The 15,108-nt window shown below is 66.0% G+C and carries 17 protein-coding genes; 5 read left to right on the forward strand and 12 right to left on the reverse strand.

Features of this window, described 5'->3' with window-relative positions; genetic code table 11:
• Positions 1-62: 62 nt before the first annotated feature.
• Positions 63-404 (reverse strand): arsenate reductase (glutaredoxin), encoded by a 342-nt coding sequence (gene arsC, locus AC1ROT_RS12555; RefSeq protein WP_492999367.1) that lies wholly within the window; start codon positions 402-404, stop codon positions 63-65.
• Positions 405-511: 107 nt separating this feature from the next.
• On the opposite strand from arsC, the gene AC1ROT_RS12560 reads away from it, so the two are divergent.
• From AC1ROT_RS12560 to AC1ROT_RS12570, 3 genes are read left to right on the forward strand one after another with little or no spacing between them, the layout of a single operon-like run.
• Positions 512-1,327 carry a ferritin-like domain-containing protein gene (locus AC1ROT_RS12560; RefSeq protein WP_492999368.1) on the forward strand — a complete coding sequence of 272 codons (816 nt, stop codon included), beginning with the start codon at positions 512-514 and terminating at the stop codon, positions 1,325-1,327.
• Between the two features lie 57 nt (positions 1,328-1,384).
• The gene (locus AC1ROT_RS12565) at positions 1,385-1,882 is read left to right on the forward strand and encodes a PAS domain-containing protein (protein WP_492999370.1); all 498 of its coding nucleotides are present in this window, start codon (positions 1,385-1,387) and stop codon (positions 1,880-1,882) included.
• A gap of 51 nt (positions 1,883-1,933) precedes the next feature.
• Entirely contained in the window at positions 1,934-2,425 is a 492-nt protein-coding gene (locus AC1ROT_RS12570) for a PAS domain-containing protein (protein WP_492999372.1), read from the forward strand.
• A 7-nt stretch (positions 2,426-2,432) separates the two neighbouring features.
• On the opposite strand, the gene AC1ROT_RS12575 is transcribed toward AC1ROT_RS12570, so the two are convergent.
• The 11 genes from AC1ROT_RS12575 to pdxH all read right to left on the reverse strand — a co-directional run bounded on the left by AC1ROT_RS12575 (position 2,433) and on the right by pdxH (position 13,453).
• The gene (locus tag AC1ROT_RS12575; RefSeq protein ID WP_492999374.1) at positions 2,433-3,224 is read right to left on the reverse strand and encodes an alpha/beta hydrolase; all 792 of its coding nucleotides are present in this window, start codon (positions 3,222-3,224) and stop codon (positions 2,433-2,435) included.
• Between the two features lie 7 nt (positions 3,225-3,231).
• Positions 3,232-3,711, reverse strand: coding sequence for an RNA pyrophosphohydrolase (locus AC1ROT_RS12580; protein WP_492973435.1), 480 nt, complete (start codon positions 3,709-3,711; stop codon positions 3,232-3,234).
• Between the two features lie 7 nt (positions 3,712-3,718).
• Positions 3,719-5,038 (reverse strand): divergent polysaccharide deacetylase family protein, encoded by a 1,320-nt coding sequence (locus tag AC1ROT_RS12585; protein WP_492999375.1) that lies wholly within the window; start codon positions 5,036-5,038, stop codon positions 3,719-3,721.
• A gap of 38 nt (positions 5,039-5,076) precedes the next feature.
• Positions 5,077-6,387 (reverse strand): S41 family peptidase, encoded by a 1,311-nt coding sequence (locus AC1ROT_RS12590; RefSeq protein WP_492973433.1) that lies wholly within the window; start codon positions 6,385-6,387, stop codon positions 5,077-5,079.
• Positions 6,387-7,589, reverse strand: a complete 1,203-nt coding sequence (locus AC1ROT_RS12595; RefSeq protein WP_492999378.1) for a murein hydrolase activator EnvC family protein — start codon at positions 7,587-7,589, stop codon at positions 6,387-6,389. The genes AC1ROT_RS12590 and AC1ROT_RS12595 overlap by 1 nt, the downstream gene beginning before the upstream one ends.
• The gene (gene gpmI / locus AC1ROT_RS12600) at positions 7,582-9,171 is read right to left on the reverse strand and encodes a 2,3-bisphosphoglycerate-independent phosphoglycerate mutase (RefSeq protein WP_492999381.1); all 1,590 of its coding nucleotides are present in this window, start codon (positions 9,169-9,171) and stop codon (positions 7,582-7,584) included. Before gpmI ends, AC1ROT_RS12595 begins: the two co-directional genes overlap by 8 nt.
• An 82-nt stretch (positions 9,172-9,253) precedes the next feature.
• Positions 9,254-9,724: a 23S rRNA (pseudouridine(1915)-N(3))-methyltransferase RlmH gene (locus AC1ROT_RS12605; RefSeq protein ID WP_492973430.1), complete on the reverse strand. Its 471-nt coding sequence runs from the start codon at positions 9,722-9,724 to the stop codon at positions 9,254-9,256.
• Between the two features lie 10 nt (positions 9,725-9,734).
• Entirely contained in the window at positions 9,735-10,448 is a 714-nt protein-coding gene (gene rsfS / locus AC1ROT_RS12610) for a ribosome silencing factor (protein WP_492999382.1), read from the reverse strand.
• Between the two features lie 89 nt (positions 10,449-10,537).
• The gene (locus AC1ROT_RS12615) at positions 10,538-11,950 is read right to left on the reverse strand and encodes a sodium:proton antiporter (protein ID WP_492999384.1); all 1,413 of its coding nucleotides are present in this window, start codon (positions 11,948-11,950) and stop codon (positions 10,538-10,540) included.
• Positions 11,937-12,866 (reverse strand): cation diffusion facilitator family transporter, encoded by a 930-nt coding sequence (locus AC1ROT_RS12620; RefSeq protein WP_492999386.1) that lies wholly within the window; start codon positions 12,864-12,866, stop codon positions 11,937-11,939. Before AC1ROT_RS12620 ends, AC1ROT_RS12615 begins: the two co-directional genes overlap by 14 nt.
• Positions 12,863-13,453, reverse strand: a complete 591-nt coding sequence (gene pdxH / locus AC1ROT_RS12625) for a pyridoxamine 5'-phosphate oxidase (protein WP_492999388.1) — start codon at positions 13,451-13,453, stop codon at positions 12,863-12,865. The genes AC1ROT_RS12620 and pdxH overlap by 4 nt, the downstream gene beginning before the upstream one ends.
• A gap of 165 nt (positions 13,454-13,618) precedes the next feature.
• On the opposite strand from pdxH, the gene AC1ROT_RS12630 reads away from it, so the two are divergent.
• The gene (locus tag AC1ROT_RS12630; protein WP_492973425.1) at positions 13,619-14,134 is read left to right on the forward strand and encodes an RT0821/Lpp0805 family surface protein; all 516 of its coding nucleotides are present in this window, start codon (positions 13,619-13,621) and stop codon (positions 14,132-14,134) included.
• A 201-nt stretch (positions 14,135-14,335) separates the two neighbouring features.
• Positions 14,336-15,025 carry a DUF4175 family protein gene (locus AC1ROT_RS12635; protein ID WP_492999390.1) on the forward strand — a complete coding sequence of 230 codons (690 nt, stop codon included), beginning with the start codon at positions 14,336-14,338 and terminating at the stop codon, positions 15,023-15,025.
• Positions 15,026-15,108 lie beyond the last annotated feature (83 nt).

A 15,108-nucleotide genomic window follows, 5' to 3' on the forward strand; every position in this document is an offset into this window, starting at 1 on the left:
GCGAGACGCTTCCGTTTGTATGCTGACAAACCTAACGCGCAGCCCCGGCCAAGACCAGCAGGCTAGAGAATGCCCAGCACCTTTTCCGGCGGGCGGCCGAGCACCGCCTTGCCCTTGTGCACGAAGATCGGCCGCTCCAGCGCTTCCGGATGGGCGGCCAGGCCCTGGATCAGCGTGGCTTCGCTGGCGGTCGGATCAAGGCCGGCTGCGGCGGCTTCCTGGCGGCGCAGCACATCGCGGGCCTTGAGGCCCAGCAGGGCCAGCAGGTGTTTCAGGGCGGCTTCGTCGGGCGGGGTTTTCAGATATTCGACGATCTCGGGTTCGATGCCACTGGCTTTCAGGATGGCGAGCGCCTGGCGGGATTTGGAGCAACGCGGATTGTGATAGAGGATACTGTCGGCCATGGAACCGGTCCTGTCGCCCTAATTTCGCCAAGAATGGTGTATTAACCGGCACTTAGCGGATTTTGCAAGAGTTGCAATTTGATGACCGTCGGTTAAATAAGAGAAGCATGACCGGTCACTGGACCCTCGACGACATTCCCTGGCAGCAGTTCGACCCCGCAAAGGTCGATCCCGATCTGCTGCGCGCGGTGAAAGCGGCGGCGCTGGTCGAACACAATGCCGACGATTACGTCACGTATCTCTGCAATGTCTTTGCCGATGACCCCGCCTTCTGCGCCGTGGTGCGGCAGTGGGGTGTCGAGGAACGCCAGCATGGCGCGGCGCTGGCGCGCTGGGCCCATCTGGCCGATCCGGCTTTCGATGCCGATCTGGCGATGCGGCGCTTTGTCGAGGGCTACCGCCTGCCGCTGGATGTCACAGCTTCCGTGCGCGGCAGCCGCAGCGGCGAGCTGGTGGCGCGCTGCGTGGTGGAATGCGGCACATCCAGTTTCTATACCGCGATCCGCGATGCCACCGACGAGCCGGTGCTGAAGGCGGTGGCCGGCAAGATCGCCGCCGACGAGTTCCGCCATTACAAACTCTTCTACGACCACCTGCAGCGCTATCAGCAGCACCAGCCGCTGTCGCGCCTGCGGCGTCTGGCGATTGCGCTCGGCCGCATGCAGGAAGCCAGCGATGACGAACTGGCGATGGCCTACTGGTGCGGTAATGGCTGCGAAGGCGCATACAACCGGCAGACGCAGAGCGCCGCCTATGAATTGCGCGCCAGCCGGGTCTACCGGTTCGGCCATATCCAGCGCGGCCTGAGCATGGCACTCAAGGCCTGCGACCTTGATCCGCAGTCGCGGGCCAGCCGCTGGTTCGCCGCCATCATCTGGCGGGTCATGCAATGGCGCCTAGGCCGCCTGGCCGCGGCCGCCTGACGCCGGGCGATCACACCGGCTCTTGCCTCGACCGCACGACGGACTAAACTTTCCGCCATGACAGCGCCGGTCGATCTGCCACCCCAGGGACCGATCTCAGAAACCGACCTCGATCCGCGCCTCGCCGAGCTGCTGACCTATTGGCGTGCCAAGCGTGCCGGCCGGCGCTTTCCGGCACGCGCCGATATCGATCCGCTCGACCTGCGCGGCCTGCTCGGCAATATCAACCTGATCGATGTGGTGCGCCCGGAAGCGGCAGCAGGGGACGCCCGGTTGCGGTTCCGCTATCGCCTGTTCGGCAGCGAATTCGTTTTCTACCATGGCGGCGATCTGACCGGCAGCTGGGTGGATGAAATCGAAAACCCGGTTTACCGCGAGCAGCTATCCGCGCTCTACACCCATGTGGTGGCGACAGGTGCCACGCCGATGGTGTCTTACGACTACTTGCTCGACAGCCGGCGCCACCGCTTCCAGGCTGTGATCCTGCCGCTGGCTGCCGATGGCCAGACCATCGACATACTGCTCAGCAGCGGCCTGCCGGTTGCAGTCTATTAGCAACCTCCAAGATGTCTTGCTGATTTTCCCGGTCGGTTTAGGCTTGTCGGCATGGGAGGCGAAACAGCAGCGGGTAACCGCCACATCATGCCCGTCGCAGCAGGGGATCTCGATCCGCGGCTGCGCAGCCTGATCGACTATTGGTCCGGCAAGCAGACCGGCCGTCGCTTTCCCGCCCGTGCCGATCTCGATCCGCTCGATCTCAAATCCCTGCTGGGCTATCTGCTGCTGGTCGATGTGGTGCGTCAGCCCGATGCCGGATGGCGTCTGCGTTACCGGTTGTTCGGCAGCGAGTTCGTGTTCTATCACGGTCGCGATCTGACCGGACGCTGGCTCGACGAGATCGCCAATACCGGTTTCCGCGCCGAACTGCTGGCGCTGTATGATGCGGTCATTACTGGCGGCACGATGCAGGCGCTGTCTTACGACTACATAATCGAACGCGGCCGGCAGCGGTTTCAGGCCGTGCTGTTGCCGCTGTCTTCCGATGGATCCAGTGTGGATATCGTGCTGGGTTGCGGCGTGCCGGTCGAGTCCGTTTGAAGCCGCTTCAGGCCACGCGCTCGTCCAGCCAGTCGGCGACGAGGGCAATGACCTCGTCTTCCTTCGGCTCGCCGAAGATGAAATGGCTCAGGCCTGGCACCTCGCGATAGACGGCGCGGCCGGGATAACGGGCTGCGACGGCGCGGCAGGCCGTGGCCGGCGTCACCTTGTCGTCGCTGCCGGCGATCACCAGCACGGGCGCCTGCACGCGATGGGTGGCGACATGGCTGGCCGCATGCCAGTCCAGCCACCACAGCACGCTCTCGCCCAGCACGCGGCCCGATTCCGGCACCATGCGGGCGAAGATGTCCCGCTGCAGCGCCGGCGCGATATGATCCATCGACTGGTCGGCGGCAATTTGGAAATCCGGCGGCACGCCCTTGCGCCAGATATCCAGGCCGCCCTTCCACAGCAGACCGGCGGCATTGTCGAGCTGCCTTTTCGTGCGCGGCAGGCTGCCCCAGGGCGCCACCGGCGCCAGCAGCACGGTGGCGCGCACCAGATTCTTTGCCGCCAGTTGCTGCGCCAGCAGGCCGCCGAGCGAATGGCCGATCACCACGGGGGGATGCGCGCCCGGCGGCAGGCGATGAATCTCGTCCTCGATGAAGCGGCGGTAGTCGGCAATACCCTGTTTCGCCAGATCCGGATGCGGCGGCTGGCCGGCCTGTTCCGCGCCATGAAAGGGCAGGTCGGGGGCATGGGTTTTCCAGCCGCGCCGGCTGAGTTCGCTGCGCAGGCGTTCGAACACCCAGCCGCCGACGAAGGCGCCGTGCAGCAGCAGGACATCGCCCTTGCTCATGCGCAGGTCAGGTGCGGACCCGGTCGGCGAATTCGGCGACGATCTGTTCGTAGATCGGTCGCTTGAACGGCACGATCAGGTCGGGCAGCTGGCGGAATGGCTGCCAGCGCCACTGGTTGAATTCGGGATGCGCGGTCTGGATGTTGATGTCGCTGTCGCGGCCCTTGAAGCGCGCCAGATACCATTTCTGCCGCTGGCCGCGATATTTGCCCTTCCATACCTTGTCGACCAGCTCCGGCGGCAGGTCGTAGGAGAGCCAGCCGCGGCTTTCGGCGATCACCTCGGCCAGATGCGCCGGCACGCCGATCTCTTCTTCCATTTCGCGCAAGGCTGCCGGCAGCGGCTCTTCGCCCGCATCGATGCCGCCCTGCGGCATCTGCCAGGCTTCGGCGGTCTGGTCGATCCGCTGGCCGACGAAGACCAAATCCTGCGCATTCAGCAGGGCAATGCCCACGCCGTCGCGGTAGGGACGCGCATCGATACTCATGGACGACTCACTCGGGGGTTTGACGATTGGCGATGGCGGAGACGGGGGCGAGCGCGATGCCCTTGGCGTCGAGCTTGTCCGTCCAGGCGAGCAGGCGGTCGAGGCTGACCGGATAGGGCATGGCGGCGCCAATGGCGACGCCGCTGGCGCGTGCGGTGCGCTCCAGTTCTTCCAGGCGCGCATCGATCAGCGGGGCGGTCGGCTGCATGTCGATCTGGCGGTTGACGAAGGCATAGACGCCGCCGCCTTCGCGCACCACGCGCGCCGCCACGCTGCGCGGCGCCACCCGGGTGTCGACGAACATCAGGCCGCGATCCTTGAGGCGGGCGGCGATGGTGCGCATATGCTCGGGCGAAGAGGTATATTTGCCGCCCATCAGATTGGTGAAGCCGATATAGCCCGGCACGCGCGCCAGCACCCAGTCGAGGCGGCGGATATTTTCCTGGTCGCTGAGCGAGGTCAGCAGCGTGTAGGGGCCGGGGTCGCTGCTCGGATAGTCGAACGGTTCCATCGGCAGGCCGATCAGCACTTCATGGCCGCTGTTGCGCGCCTTCTCCACCTGGGCGGCGAGATCGGGCGCATAAGGATTGAAGGCAAAGCTGATCGCCGGCGGCAAGCGTTCGGCGGCCAGCGCCGTCAGTTGCACGTTCAGGCCCATCTCGTGCAGCACGATGGCCAGCCGCGGCCGGTTCGGCGGCTCGTCGTAGGGCCGCGCATAGGCATTCCAGGGCTGGCGGCCATCGGCGCCGATCTTGGGGATCGGGCCGCGCGGCGTCATCTCGGTCAGCGCCGGATCGGGCGCCACCAGCAGGCCGCTGGCCAGGCGGCCGACGGCCGGCGGCGGTGCGGCGGCGCTGCTCTTCTGGTCGGGCGCCAGCCGGGCTTCGGGCGGCAGGGCCAGGCGGGCGACGCCGATGGTCACTTCCGAGCCGGGCAGGAAGGCCAGTTTCTCGCTGGTGGTGACCAGCCAGCCACCGGCGGCGGCGAGCGCAAACAGCACCAGCGTCCAGGCGGTGAGCAGCAGGCGACGGTTCACCGTGCCGAAGTCGCCACGCAGGAAGGGCGGCCACAGGATCAGGCCGATGATGCGGAACAGCGTGGTGATCTTGTGCTTGAAGCCGCGGCGACGCGGCGGCTCGACAGGATGAACATCGTCATCGCCGGTGATGGTCTGGATCAGGTCGGCGTCGTCATGATCGGCAACCGCCATCACCGGTTCGACGGCTGCGGTTTTCTTGCGGCCGAACAGCCGGCCGAACAGGCCGGCTTTCTGCGGCGGCGCATCGCCCATCGCGCGGTCGTCAGGATCGGCGTGCAGTTTGGCCATTGCGGTGTCTCAGCCTTCTGCTGATCCGTGCCGCAAGGTCACTTGCGGGCAGACGGCTTCGGCGGTGCGCGCAGCACTTCGATGGCGGACTGCAGCACCAGGTCAGGGCCGTCCTGGCCCGGCGTCGGCACGGCCTGCGGTGTCGGCACCGGCGTGCTCTGGTTCTGCGGCTTGTCTTCCTCGGTCTCGCGCGTGCCGGTCATCTGCCGGCGCTCTTTCAGCGCCGCGGCGATCTGGCGGTCGCGCTCGTTCCAGGCTTCCACATCGGCGCTGATGCCGACCTTGTCGATCGAGCGGCCCGAGGGGGTGAAGTAGCCTGCGGTGGTCAGCTTCATGCCGCCGAATTCACCCAGCGGAATCATGGTCTGCACCAGGCCCTTGCCAAAGGTGGTGTTGCCCACCAGCACGGCGCGATGATGGTCCTGCAGGGCGCCGGCGACGATCTCGGACGCGGAGGCCGAGCCGCCATTGATCAGCACGGCCATCGGCTTGCCATCGGCGACGTCGCCGCGCTTGGCGTTGTAGCGCTGGCCTTCATCGGCCGCGGCGCGCAGCGCGCGGGTCGAAACGATCTCGCCCTGGTTCAGGAAGGCATCGGATACCGAAATCGCCTGATCCAGCAGACCGCCCGGATTGTCGCGCAGGTCGACGATATAGCCCTTCAGCTCCGGCCCCATCTCGCTCTTCAGCTTGTCGATGGCGGCGGTCAGGTCCTGGGTGGTGTGTTCGTTGAAGGACGAGATGCGCAGGTAGGCGAACTCGCCCTCGCGGCGCGACCGCACCACGCGGGTCTTGATGACGGCGCGGGTGATCTTGATGTCGAAGGTCTTGGCCGCATCGGCGGCGCCGCGCCGCACGGTCAGCACGATATTGGTGCCGGCATTGCCGCGCATCTTCTCGATCGATTCCTGCAGCGACTTGCCCATCACCGGATCGCCGTCCAGATGGGTGATGAGGTCGCCCGGCAGCACGCCGGCCTTCTGCGCCGGCGTTTCGTCGATCGGCGACACCACCTTGATGAGGCCGCTTTCCTGCGTCACTTCGATGCCCAGACCGCCGAACTCGCCGCGGGTCTGCACGCGCGCTTCCTGGAAGCTGCGCGGCGGCATGTAGACCGAATAGGGGTCGAGCGAGGTGAGCATGCCGTTGATGGCGTGCTCCATCAGCTCCTCGTCCTTGGTTTCCTTGTAGTAGTCGTTGCGCACCCGCTCGAAAATCTCGCCGAACAGATTGAGCTGCCGGTAGGTTTCGTTGGATTGCAGGTTGCCGACCTTGCTGGGGGCTGCGAACAGCGCGACAGAACCCATCAATGCGAAGGCACAGACGCCACCGAGGAGGAAATTGCGCATCAGCCGCTAACCTTTCTGTCGCCCGAGGCCAGCCAGGGTAACGGATTGACCGTTTCACCCTTGCGCCTCAGTTCGAGATATAGGACAGGTTTTTCGCCTGGGGAGTTGCTCAGCAGGCCAACCGGTTCTCCGGCGAGAACCCATTGACCGACCGCCCGGTCGATCCGTCCAAATCCCGCCAATAAGCTATGGTATCCGCCGCCATGGGCGATAATCAAGAGTTGCCCGTAGCCGCGGAACGGACCGGCGAACATCACTTTACCGTCAGTCGGCGCGATCACCTGGGCGCCGGGGCGGGCTTCGATGCGTAATCCGCGCAGCGGTGCGCCGTTTTCGTCGGCCTGCCCGAAGCGGCCGACGATCCGCCCGCGGGCCGGCAGGGCGGCGCTGCCTTCTAAAGCGGCATAGGCTTCCGGCGGGTCGCGCTCGCCGCCCTTGGGTGCCGGCAGGGCCCTGGCCCGGGCCTCGGCGGCGCGCCGTTCGGCGTCGCGGCGCTCCTGTTCCAGCAGGCGGTCGACCAGCGCCCGCAGGTCCTTGGCCTGGGCGGCCAGCTGGCCGGCCTTTTCACGCTCGGAATCGCGCTCTTCCGCCGTTTGTGCGGCTGCGGCATGGGTTTCGGCCTGCAGGAATTCCAGGTCCCGGCGCTCATGGTCCAGCTGGGCGATGGCCTTGCCCAGGCGCTCCTGCTCGCTGGAAACACCCTGCCGCAGCCGGGCCAGGCGGGTCAGTTCGTCCTTCAGGCCGGTGGCCCGGCTTTCGATCTCCGGCACCAGGGCGGCCATCAGCTGGCTGGCCCGCACCATGTCGAGCGCCGAGCCCGGCGCCAGCACCATGGCCTCGGGCGGCTGACGGCTCAGATGGGCCAGGCTGGCCAGCGTTTGCGCCAATTCGCCGCGGCGAAGCTCCAGCGAGGCCCGGGCGGCTTCCTCGTCGGACAGCAGCCGGGCGAGTTTTTCCTCGCTCTGCGACACCAGGTCCTCCTGGGTCTGCAGCTTGCGGGCGGCGGTGACGAGCTTTCTTTGCAGATCGCGCTGCTTCTGGGCCAGCTTGGCGGCTTCCTGGCCCAGTTCGCGCTCGCGTTCGCGGCTTTCCTGCAGGCGCTTCTGCACATCCTGCAGCTGCTGCTGCGGTGCGGCTTGCGCAAAGCCGTCCGCCGGCGCCAGCAGCGCCAGGCCGACGAGGGACAGGAGCAGCTTACGCAAGGCGGCGGGCAGGGTTCTGGCTGGTTGCGGTCGTGGTCGGCGTGGCGAGGATGCGGCCGGTCATCTCTTTGGGCTGCGGCAGGCCGAGGAAATGCAGCAGCGTCGGCGCGATGTCGCACAGGCGACCGTCCGAGAGCGCGTAAGCATCGGTGCGCGCGCCGCCGGTGAGCAGCAGCGGCACCGGATTGGTGGTGTGCTGCGTATGCTGCTGGCCGCTGTTGCGATCCATCATCTGTTCCAGGTTGCCGTGATCGGCGGTGATCAGCAGCACGCCATCCATCTGCTTCACTGCTGCTTCGACGCGGCCGACGCAGGTGTCGACGGTTTCCGCCGCCTTGATCGCCGCCGGCATTGAACCGGTATGGCCGACCATGTCGGGATTGGCATAGTTGACGATGACCAGATCGTACTGGCCCGAGGTGATGGCGGCGGTCAGCTTGTCGGTCAGTTCCGGCGCCGACATCTCCGGCTGCAGGTCGTAAGTCTTCACCTTCGGCGACGGCACCAGGATGCGGTCCTCGCCCTTGAACGGCTGTTCTTCGCCGCCATTCATGAAGAAGGTGACATGGGCGTATTTCTCGGTCTCGGCGATGCGCAGCTGGGTCTTGCCGGCATTCGCCAGGATTTCTCCCAGCACGTTGGGATAGCGCATCGGCGCATAGGCCGTGGCGAGAAATGCGTTCAGCGCCGTGGAATATTCGGTCAGGCCAACGGCGCCGGCGGTTTTCACCACGCGGCTGCGCGTGAATCCGTCGAAATGCGGATCGAGCAAGGCTGTGAGAATTTCGCGCGCGCGATCGGCGCGGAAATTCGCCATCAGCACGCCATCGCCGTCTTTCATCCCGGCATAGCCGGCGAGCACGGTGGGGCTGATGAATTCGTCATTCTCGTCGGCGGCATAACCCTGCTCGACGGCGGCTTCGGCGCTGGCCGCCGCCTTGCCCTTTGCATCGACAATGGCATCGACGGCCTGGCTGACACGCTCCCAGCGCTTGTCGCGGTCCATGGCGAAGAAGCGTCCGCTCACGGTGGCAAACGAGATGCTCGCGACGCCGGCGATCTGCTGGCGGAAGGTCTGCAGGAACCCCAGGGCGCTTTTCGGCGCCGTGTCGCGGCCATCGGCGAACATATGGATGTTCACGGGCACGCCGGCCTGGGCGAAAATCTTCGCCACGGCCGCCATATGGTCCTGATGCGAATGCACACCGCCATCCGACAGCAGGCCGAGCAGATGCAGGGCGCCCTTGCTGGCTTTCAGCTTGGCGATCAGACCGGTGAGGGCGGGATTGTCTTTCAGCGATCCGTCCGCCACGGCATTGTCGAGGCGGCCGAGATCCGGCACGGCGATGCGCCCGGCGCCGATATTCATGTGGCCCACTTCGGAATTGCCCATCTGGCCGTCGGGCAGCCCGACATCGCGGCCCGAGGTGCCCACCTTGGCAAAGGGGCGGGTCTCCAGCAGGCGGCGGTAATTGGGCAGGCTGGCCTGGGCCAGAGCGTTGTCGGCCGGATCATCGCGCAGGCCCCAGCCGTCCAGGATGCAGAGGACGACGGGTTTGCGGGCTTCGGCGGTATTGCTCATGGCGAAAATCGGCGATTCTTCTGAGTAAGGGGCTTGCGTTCTACATAGCGCAGACCGGCCCGCCCGTCACGCCGGCCTTTCCTTAATCACGGTGGTAAGGATGGCCGGTTTGCAGGCTCCAGGCGCGATAGAGCTGTTCCAGCAGCATCACCCTGGCCAGCAAATGCGGCCAAGTCATGGCCGAAAGCGACAGGGTCAGCCGCGCCCTGGATACCAAGGCGGGGTCCAGGCCGTCGGCGCCGCCGATCAGGAAAGCCACCTCCTGTTCGCCGTGGTCGCGCCACTGGGCCAGGATATCGGCGAAATGGCGGCTGGTCAGGCTTTTGCCGCGCTCGTCCAGGGCCACGATCACGGCGCCTTTGGGCAGGGCGGCCAGCAGCAGGGCGGCTTCGCGGGCCTTGCGCTCGGGCGCGCTGCCGCCCTGTTTGCGGTCTTCCACCTCGCGGATGGTGACCGGCCAGGGCAGGCGCTCGCGATAGCCTTCCAGCAGGGTCTGGGCCGCATCATGCTTGGCGCGGCCCGCCTTGCCGACGCAGGCCACGGTGATCTTCATCGTGGAATCGTCAGGCTGCCGCCGGCTCGGGGATGGTGGCGCCGCCCCACATCTTTTCCAGATTGTAGAAGCTGCGCACCTCGGGCCGGAAGATATGCACGACGATGTCGCCGGTATCGATCAGCACCCAGTCGCCCACGGCCTTGCCTTCGGCCCGCACCTTGCGGCCGGTTTCCCGGCTGATGCGTTCGACCAGATGCTCGGCGATGGCGCCGACCTGGCGGGAGGAGCGGCCGGAGGCGACCACCATGAAATCCGCAATCGAGGATTTGCCGGTCAGGTCGATCGAGACGATCTCCTCGGCCTTGTCGTCATCCAGGGATTTCAGGATCGCCTGGTGCAGCTTCAGCACGGCAGGCGGAATGCTGCTTTTTTTCGGGGCGGCGGCCTTGCCGGGCGCCGGCTTTGCGCCGGATGTCGCCGGGGCCTTTTTCGCGGATTTCGGCTTTGGCGCCGCGGATTTCGCGGCGGCCTTGGCGGCGGCTTCGGTGACCTTGGTCATCGCGGTCTTGCGAACCGGCGCGGTCTTCTTGGTCGCCGATGTGGTTTTGGTCGCAGGCGCGGTCTTGGTCTTGCTGGCAGCCGCTGGCTTCTTGGCGGCGGCGGTGCCCTTGGACGTCGTTGTGCTGGACTTGGTGGCGGCCCTGGGCTTGGCCCCTTTGGTCGCGGCAGCGCTTTTGCGCGTCGTGCTGGTTGCGATGGCTCTGTCCTCCTGAACAAACACCCGTGATCAGGCGGCCGGACTGCCGCCCGAATCGGTCACAGTCTACCGCGACTCGGCTTTATCGACAATGAAAGTCCTGTGACCCCGCATCAGCGGAACCAGATCAGCGTCACGATGGCAAAGCAGGGCAGCAGGATGGCGCAGCTCCAGGCCATATAGCCGAAGAAGCTGGGCATACTGACCTTCATCTCCTCGGCGATGGCCTTGACCATGAAATTGGGGGCGTTGCCGATATAGCTGTTGGCGCCCATGAACACCGCGCCGGCCGAGATCGCCAGCAGCGTCGTGCCCAGCGGCCCCATCAGCTGCGTGGCATCGCCCCCGGCCATGTTGAAAAACACCAGATAGGTCGGCGCATTGTCGAGGAAGCTGGAGAGGCCGCCGGCGAGCCAGAAATACATCGCATTGTTCGGCGTGCCATCGGCATGGGAGGCAAGGCTGACCAAGGGCCCTAGCGCGCCGTCGAGACCGGCGCGCAGGATGGCGATGGCCGGGATGATGGTGATGAAGATGCCGGCAAACAGCTTGGCCACTTCGATGATGGGCCCCCAGGTGAAGCCGTTGTCGCTGCGGGTCTGTGTATCCGTCAGCTTCAGTGACAGCAGCGAGATGACGACCAGCAGGATGTCGCGCACCAGATTCTGCAGGGCCACGCCAACGCCGAAGACGCTGATCTCCACACCGGGAGTCCAGGTGCCGGACATCAGGACAACCAGGATGATGGCGCCGAGCAGGATCAGGTTGATGCCGCCCTCCAGGCCGATGGCGCTGTCCGGCGTCGGATCGGGCGCGACGATGCCTTCCTTGCGGTAATAGTGGCTATCGATGGCGTAGAAGACGGCGAGCAGCAATACGGTGACGAACATCGTCGGCATGAACAGGGCCTTCGTCGTCCAGAAGAAATCGACGCCCTTGAGGAAGCCGAGGAACAGCGGCGGATCGCCCAGCGGTGTCAGCGCGCCGCCCACATTGCTGACCAGGAAGATGAAGAACACGACCACATGCACATTGTGCCGGCGGTCGTCATTGGCACGGATCAGCGGGCGGATCATCAGCATGGAGGCGCCGGTGGTGCCCATCCAGCTGGCCAGTACCGTGCCGACCAGCAGCAGGGCGGTGTTCAGGCTGGGCGAACCATGCAGGTTGCCGGTGATGCGCACGCCGCCGGCCACGGTGAAGAGTGCGAACAGCAGAACGATGAAGGGGATGTATTCGTGCAGCGCCACGTCCAGCAGCATATGGGCGGTTGGCAGTGTGCCGATCTGCAGCGCGAAGGGCAGGATGACGCAGAGACTCCAGAAGGCCGCGACCTTGCCGAAATGATGATGCCAGACATTCGGCGTGAACAGCGGCATCAGCGCGATGGACAGCAGTATGCCGGCAAAGGGCAGCACCCAGAGGACGGTCAGGCTCCGGCCGTCGACGGCGGCCGCATGGGCCGGCGTGGCGAGCAGGACCAGCAGGCTGGCGGTTGCGATGAGGCTGGCTTTAGCGTGGAACATGCGGGGCAACCGGTTCGTCATAGCCGGCGGGATCCTGGTGGATGATCACTTCGGCGCTAGGGAAGATCTGCAGCAGCTGCGCCTCGATCTCGTCGGAGATCCGGTGCGCGGCGCGCAGGGTGATGTCGGGATCGAGTTCCAGATGGAACTGGATAAAGGCCTGGTTGCCGGCCAGCCGCGTGCGCAGGTCATGGGCGGCACGGGTCTGCGGATGGGCACGCACCACGGCCAGGATGCGGTCGCGGTCGGCATCCGGCATCTCGCGGTCCATCAGGTTGTCGAGCGCGCCGCGCACGATGTCGATGGCACTCTTGACGATGATGACGGCAACGATCAGGGCGCCGACCGCATCGACCCAGACAAAACCCGGCCGGCTGGCCAGCAGCAGCGCCAGGATCACGGTCAGATTGGTGGCGAGATCGCCGACATAATGCAGCCGGTCGGCGGCAATCGCCAGCGAGCCGGTCTGTTTCACGATACGGCGCTGATACAGGATCAGCCCGCCGGTCAGCACAATCGACAGCAGCATGACAGCGATGCCGGCCGGGCTCTGGCCGATCGGCTGCGGCGTAACGAGATGCTCGATGCCGGCAATGAACAGATACAGCGCCGATCCGGCCACCAGGGCGCCCTGGCCGAGGCCGGCGAGCGCTTCCGCCTTGCCATGGCCGAAGCGGTGTTCGTCATCGGCCGGTGTCAGCGCATGACGTACCGCGAACAGGTTGATCAGCGAGGCGACGCCATCGAGCAGGCTGTCGACCAGCGAGGCCAGCAGCGCCACCGATTCCGTCTGCAGCCAGGCCGCCAGCTTCGCTGCCACCAGGAGAGTCACCACCAGCACGGAGGCATAGGTGGCGCGCCGCATCAGCCGCGCCGTGGTGGCGCGGTCGACGCGGGTTTGCGCGACGATCGTCACGGATAGAGCTGCTCGGTGGTCCATGGCGCCGCCACGCTGCTGCGCCGGAAAACCAGGCGGTCATGCAGGCGGAACGGCTTGTCGGTCCAGAATTCGATATAGACCGGCGCAATGCGGAAGCCTGACCAGTGCGGCGGACGCGGCACCTCGCCGATGGCATGCTTGGCGGCATATTTTGCCACTGCGGCCTCCAGCGCGAAGCGGCCTTCCAGGGGGCGCGACTGCTGCGAGGCCCAGGCGCCGATGCGGCTGTCGCGGGCGCGCGAGGCGAAATAGGCATCGGCCTCGGCATCGCTCACCACGCTCACGCTGCCGCGGATGCGCACCTGGCGGCGCAGGCTCTTCCAGTGAAACACGGCGGCGGCCTGTTTGTTGGCCAGCAGCTCGGTGCCCTTCTGGCTTTCGAAATTGGTGTAGAAGACGAAACCCTGCGCGTCATGGTCTTTCAGCAGCACCATGCGCACATTGGGCAGGCCGTCGGTATCGGCGGTCGCCAGGGCCATGGCGTTGGGGTCGTTCGGCTCGCTCTTGGTGGCCTCGGCCAGCCAGGCGGCGAATTGCGCAAAAGGGTCTGCGGTGGCATTCATAATCGGTTGCAATCCTCTGGCGATGGCCGGCTGTCACCGACTGTAACAGTCTGACGCAATGATACCTAAACCCTGCCGCAATCCCGCCGCAATCCCCGGCCAGATTTTCTCCCGTGCCCGGCCCTAAAAGGCCTTATCGGGGCATGTCCTAGGGGTCCACGATCCATGAACGCCATTTCTCTCCGCCCGCCTTATCATAGCCGGTCTCGCCGCTTCGTGTCGGTGGTTGCTGCTGTCGGTATCGTCGGCATGCTGGCCGCCTGCGCCAATGACAGCGGCCCCAAACAGAATGTCGGCACCGTGCTCGGCGGCGTCGGCGGCGCCGTTGCCGGCGCCCAGTTCGGCAAGGGCACCGGCCAGCTGGTCGGCGTCGCCGCCGGTACGCTGATCGGCGCGCTGCTCGGCTCGGAAGTCGGCAAATCGCTCGACAAGGCCGACCGCGGCTATATGGAACGCGCCAACCAGCGCGCTTTTGAGACCACGCCGTCGGGCACCCAGGTGTCCTGGCGCAACCCTGACAGCGGCAATGCCGGCACCGTGGTGCCGCAGCCGGCCTACCAGGCCAAGAGCGGTGAATACTGCCGCGAATTCCAGCAGACCATCACCGTCGGTGGCGAGCAGCAGCAGGGCTTCGGCACCGCCTGCCGCCAGCCCGATGGCAGCTGGAAGGTTATGAACTGATTTTCCGTCCGGCCAGGTTTGCAGAGCCCCGGCCGGCCTGACTACCGCGTTATTCCTCATTTTCCTTCCCCCCAGACTCAGCGGCGTGTTCCCCCGAACACGCCGTCTTTTTTTATGGCGCGTTAAGGATGCGGGGCTAAGATGAAAGCGCGGCGCAGGCAGAAGCCTCGTGCCGCCGACAACCTGCAACAGGAGGCCAGAATGGTCGCCGATATTGCCGGGGCGCTTGCGCCCCCTCCCACCGCCCTGGCGGCTGCGCGCGATGCGCTGGCAAGTCTGAATGCCCCGCGCCAGAAAACCGACGCCGAGCGGACGCTCGACCGGATTATCGACGATCTGAAAAACAGCAAGAGCAAGGGCGCCAAGGAAGCCGCGCGCCGCAAGCTCGAACAGCTGAAAGCCAAACTGGAAGCGCTGAAGCTGGCTGCCGGCTCGGCCGCCGCCACCGGCGATGCGCGTCTGGCCCGCAAGGTGGCGCGGGATATCCGCGATGCCTGCCGCGAACTCAGCCGCGCGCTGGCGGCCGCCGGCGAGGCGGGCGGTACTACGGCCGCGGCCATGCCGGCGGCCTCCGGCACCGCGGCGCTTGCCCCCACAGGGGCCGGGGCTCCCGCTGATGCGCCGAAGCCGGCCGCCAGCGTCGCGCCGGCCGGCGAGGCCCGGCCTGCTGCCGGCGACGACGATCTTGCCAGCCTGAAACGCGAGGCTGCGGGGCTGGTCAAGGAGCTGAAGAAAATCATGCGCAAACTGCGCGAGACCGGCTTCCATACGCTCGATCCCAAAGAGCGCAGCGAAATGGAAAAAATGTTCCGGGAAGCTGATCGCGAGGTTGGTGGCCTGCTGGCGGCGGCGGCCCCCACTCCCGGTATGACGGTGAATATCAGCGCATAATCGCTTTTTTAGGCCCGGAATTAACCCCTGCCGGCTGAGACCGGAGTATAAGGACCCTGTCCGCGCAACCCAAAATGGGCGGC

The sequence above is a fragment of the Ferrovibrio sp. GW821-FHT12E11 genome, assembly GCF_058806975.1.

Bases quoted from the DNA above. Each gene is read 5' to 3' on its own strand.
- arsC (WP_492999367.1), bottom strand. From the start codon at position 404: ATGGCCGACAGTATCCTCTATCACAATCCGCGTTGCTCCAAATCCCGC.
- AC1ROT_RS12560 (WP_492999368.1), top strand. From the start codon at position 512: ATGACCGGTCACTGGACCCTCGACGACATTCCCTGGCAGCAGTTCGAC.
- AC1ROT_RS12565 (WP_492999370.1), top strand. From the start codon at position 1,385: ATGACAGCGCCGGTCGATCTGCCACCCCAGGGACCGATCTCAGAAACC.
- AC1ROT_RS12570 (WP_492999372.1), top strand. From the start codon at position 1,934: ATGGGAGGCGAAACAGCAGCGGGTAACCGCCACATCATGCCCGTCGCA.
- AC1ROT_RS12575 (WP_492999374.1), bottom strand. From the start codon at position 3,224: ATGAGCAAGGGCGATGTCCTGCTGCTGCACGGCGCCTTCGTCGGCGGC.
- AC1ROT_RS12580 (WP_492973435.1), bottom strand. From the start codon at position 3,711: ATGAGTATCGATGCGCGTCCCTACCGCGACGGCGTGGGCATTGCCCTG.
- AC1ROT_RS12585 (WP_492999375.1), bottom strand. From the start codon at position 5,038: ATGGCCAAACTGCACGCCGATCCTGACGACCGCGCGATGGGCGATGCG.
- AC1ROT_RS12590 (WP_492973433.1), bottom strand. From the start codon at position 6,387: ATGCGCAATTTCCTCCTCGGTGGCGTCTGTGCCTTCGCATTGATGGGT.
- gpmI (WP_492999381.1), bottom strand. From the start codon at position 9,171: ATGAGCAATACCGCCGAAGCCCGCAAACCCGTCGTCCTCTGCATCCTG.
- AC1ROT_RS12605 (WP_492973430.1), bottom strand. From the start codon at position 9,724: ATGAAGATCACCGTGGCCTGCGTCGGCAAGGCGGGCCGCGCCAAGCAT.
- AC1ROT_RS12615 (WP_492999384.1), bottom strand. From the start codon at position 11,950: ATGTTCCACGCTAAAGCCAGCCTCATCGCAACCGCCAGCCTGCTGGTC.
- pdxH (WP_492999388.1), bottom strand. From the start codon at position 13,453: ATGAATGCCACCGCAGACCCTTTTGCGCAATTCGCCGCCTGGCTGGCC.
- AC1ROT_RS12630 (WP_492973425.1), top strand. From the start codon at position 13,619: ATGAACGCCATTTCTCTCCGCCCGCCTTATCATAGCCGGTCTCGCCGC.
- AC1ROT_RS12635 (WP_492999390.1), top strand. From the start codon at position 14,336: ATGGTCGCCGATATTGCCGGGGCGCTTGCGCCCCCTCCCACCGCCCTG.